This is a genomic window from Pseudomonas sp. P5_B2 (assembly GCF_056400445.1).
Genome location: NZ_JBFULH010000432.1, coordinates 1 through 3,564 on the forward strand (window position 1 = coordinate 1; position 3,564 = coordinate 3,564).

The following is a 3,564-nucleotide window of genomic DNA, read 5'->3' on the forward strand; positions in this document are numbered from 1 at the left end:
GCCCTGCGTCTGGAAACCACCGATTGAGCGTGGCGGCCAAACATCGCGAAACATCTTGAATCGATCCCATCGCGTTGTGATCAAACTGCCAGTAAACTGCGTTCCAATTCCTGAACCCGTCTATTCCAGAGGTTTTGCATGACACTCAGTTCTTTTGCGGGCAAACCGGCACCGGCAGAATTGTTGGTCGACATCCCGCGACTGGTAACGGCTTACTACACCGGCCAGCCTGACGCCGCCATCCCTACCCAGCGTGTAGCCTTTGGCACATCCGGGCACCGAGGCAGTTCGTTCGACCTGAGTTTCAACGAATGGCACGTTCTGGCAATCAGCCAGGCGATCTGCCTGTACCGCGAAGCCCAAGGTATTGACGGCCCGTTGTTCGTCGGCATCGACACCCACGCACTGTCCACGCCAGCGGGCGCCAGCGCGCTGGAAGTATTGGCCGCCAACGGCGTCACCGTGATGATTGCCGAAGGTGATGAATACACACCGACCCCGGCCATTTCCCACGCCATTCTTTGCTACAACCGAGGCCGTACGACGGGGCTGGCGGACGGCATCGTTATCACGCCGTCGCACAACCCGCCGCAAAGCGGTGGTTACAAATACAACCCCACCAATGGTGGACCGGCCGATACCCATATCACCAAGTGGATCGAAGCCAAGGCCAATGAACTGCTGGCCGCCAGACTCGCTGGCGTCAAACGCATCAGCTACGAGCAGGCACTGAAAGCCAGTACGACCCATCGTCACGATTACCTCAACACCTACGTCGCCGATCTGATCAACGTGATCGACTTCGACGCCATCCGCGATGCCAAGCTGCGTCTGGGCGTTGATCCGTTGGGCGGAGCAGGGGTGCGCTACTGGTCGGCGATTGCCGAGCACTACCGCCTGGACCTCGAGGTGGTCAACAAGCAGGTCGATCCGACCTTCCGCTTCATGACCGTCGACTGGGATGGTCAGATCCGCATGGACCCGTCGTCCACCCACGCGATGCAAGGCCTGATCGGCCTGAAAGAACGCTTTGACGTGGCCTTTGCCTGCGATCCGGATCACGACCGTCATGGCATCGTCACGCCGTCCGGTGGTTTGCTGGCGCCTAACAATTACCTCGCGGTATCCATCGACTATCTGTTTCAGAATCGTCCGCTGTGGCGCGCCGATGCTGCCGTGGGCAAAACCGTGGTCAGCAGCGGCTTGATTGATCGTGTGGCCAAGCGTCTGGGTCGTCGTTTGTATGAAGTGCCGGTCGGCTTCAAATGGTTTGCTGACGGTCTGTTCGACGGCTCGCTGGGCTTTGGCGGTGAAGAAAGTGCCGGCGCCTCGTTCCTGCGCAAGGACGGCAGTGTCTGGTGCACCGACAAGGACGGTTTGATCCCGGCCTTGTTGGCCGCCGAAATGACCGCTCGCACCGGTCGCGATCCAAGTCAGGCCTATCGCGCGTTGACTGACGAACTCGGCGAACCGTTCTCGGTACGCGTGGATGCCAAGGCCAACCCTGAACAGAAGGCCTTACTGAGCAAACTGTCGCCGGATCAGGTCACGTCAACCCAACTGGCGGGCGAAGCGATCCAGAGCATTCTCAGTCATGCGCCAGGCAATGACCAGGCCATTGGTGGCCTGAAGGTCATGACCGAAAACGGCTGGTTCGCGGCGCGTCCGTCGGGCACAGAAGACATCTACAAGATCTACGCCGAAAGCTTTGTGAGCGACGACCACCTCAAGCAGTTGGTGGCAGAAGCTCAGACATTGGTGGATAGCGCAATCGCTGCGAAGTGATTGACGACCCTGTGGCGAGGGGGCGTTCCGACAAGCCCCCTCACCACAATAGACAGCCAAAAAAAGGGGCGACCATCACGATCGCCCCTTTTTTTGCCCAGCGTTTACCGAATCAAGCCAGATCAACCAGGACGATTTCGCTGTCCTCGATTGCCGTCACCCGCAACACCTGCTCGTCAGCCACCGCAATACCATCTCGAGCTTGCGCACGTAATCCATTGACTTCAATCACACCAGTGGCTGGAACCAGGTAAGCGCGACGACCACTGTCCAGACGATACTCAGCAGATTCACCAGCTTTCAGGTTCGCCGCCACGAGGCGCGCATCGGCACGGATTCGCAGGCTCTGATCATCGCCGGACTTGCCGCTGGCCAGGGTCACGAAGCCTTCACGATCACCTTTCGGGAACGGCTTGGCCCCCCAGGACGGTGCAAGGCCGGATTCGTTCGGGATAATCCAGATCTGGAATATCTTGGCTGGCGTCGCTTCCAGGTTGTATTCGCTATGAGCGATGCCGGTGCCAGCACTCATGACCTGAACGTCGCCGGCTTCGGTGCGGCCCTTGTTACCTAAATTGTCCTCGTGAGTAATCGCGCCTTCACGGACGTAGGTAATAATTTCCATGTCCCGGTGAGGGTGTTTTGGGAAACCAGTGCCGGAGGCAATCACGTCATCGTTCCACACCCGCAGGTTGCCCCAGTTCATGCGTTTGGAGTCATGGTACTCGGCGAACGAAAAGTGATGATGGGCATCCAACCAGCCGTGATGGGCGCCGCCCAAGGAGTTGAAGGGTCTGAGTTCGAGCATGATCGTCTCCTGAGAGGGGGTTGATGGCGAGCATCATCTATCAGGCACACATCGATAAAAAGCGTAAAAAGTGCCGCATTACAATCGAATTTACTGATGTGTAATGTTCTCGTCAAACCTTCACTTCATCGCATAAGCCAATGACCTCAAAGCATTTCACTAGAACTCAAGGGCAAATGCAGACACCATAGCCCTTAACAGCCTCACACCCTGGAGTCAGCCCGCGTGCCGCAACACACCCCCGATCTTCCTCCCGAACTTCGTCCTCTGGCCGAGATGCCGTTGCTCAAGCGTCTCGCCGCCCGATTCTTCGGTCATGGCTTGACCCGCCTGCGCGCGCAACACCGCGCGTCCTGGTTGCACGGGCAGACTGACGGCTTTCGCAGCGGTCACAGCTCGGGGTTTGATTACGGCTTTAAAGAGGGAAAACTCGAGGGGCTGGAGGAAGGACGGCAAGTGCTGCTGATCCGCGATTCGCGCTCCACCGAGCATCGGCCACCTAACGTCGATGACAATCTGTTTGACGATTGGCGCCTGCCATTGAGCGCTGAGCTGAAGAAACGCATGAAGGCCGATGTCGCCCGACTGCTGCCACCCCATGCCCAGCCGAGTGTTGCGCAATGGAAGATGATTTTCAGTGACACACCCTCGACGTCGGTGATTGCCGGAGCGGGCGCCGGCAAGTCGACCACGCTGGTGCTGCGTATTCTGTTGCTGACTCACTATTTGGGCTTCGAGTTGGGCTCGCTGACGGTGGTGACCTTTACCCGTGAGTCGCGCAAAGACTTCATCAACAAGCTGATCGAGCTGTTTACGTTGTGGGGCCGGGCGCTGACATTAAAAGAGGCGCGTGATCTGGTGCGCACCTTCCACTCGCGCATTCTGCCGATGGTTCGCAGCCTGCCGGGGTTCGAGCGTTTGCAAGCTTTTGAAAACCTCAGCAACCGCGTGCAAAACGGCGACGTAGAGGT

The 3,564-nt window shown here is 58.2% G+C and carries 3 protein-coding genes; 2 read left to right on the forward strand and 1 reads right to left on the reverse strand.

The genetic code is table 11. The features are described from left to right. Nucleotides 1-138 precede the first annotated feature (138 nt). Nucleotides 139-1,785 carry a phosphoglucomutase (alpha-D-glucose-1,6-bisphosphate-dependent) gene (pgm, locus tag AC1DRJ_RS21870; RefSeq protein WP_477803975.1) on the forward strand — a complete coding sequence of 549 codons (1,647 nt, stop codon included), beginning with the start codon at nt 139-141 and terminating at the stop codon, nt 1,783-1,785. A 112-nt stretch (nt 1,786-1,897) separates the two neighbouring features. Here the strand turns inward: pgm and AC1DRJ_RS21875 are convergent, their stop codons facing one another. Then, nucleotides 1,898-2,593 (reverse strand): pirin family protein, encoded by a 696-nt coding sequence (locus AC1DRJ_RS21875; protein ID WP_477803976.1) that lies wholly within the window; start codon nt 2,591-2,593, stop codon nt 1,898-1,900. Between the two features lie 225 nt (nt 2,594-2,818). On the opposite strand from AC1DRJ_RS21875, the gene AC1DRJ_RS21880 reads away from it, so the two are divergent. Next, nucleotides 2,819-3,564: UvrD-helicase domain-containing protein (locus AC1DRJ_RS21880; protein WP_477803977.1), on the forward strand; the 746-nt coding region annotated here is incomplete at its 3' end.

Coding starts and splice junctions, on each gene's coding strand:
- pgm (WP_477803975.1), top strand. CDS start 139: ATGACACTCAGTTCTTTTGCGGGCAAACCGGCACCGGCAGAATTGTTG.
- AC1DRJ_RS21875 (WP_477803976.1), bottom strand. CDS start 2,593: ATGCTCGAACTCAGACCCTTCAACTCCTTGGGCGGCGCCCATCACGGC.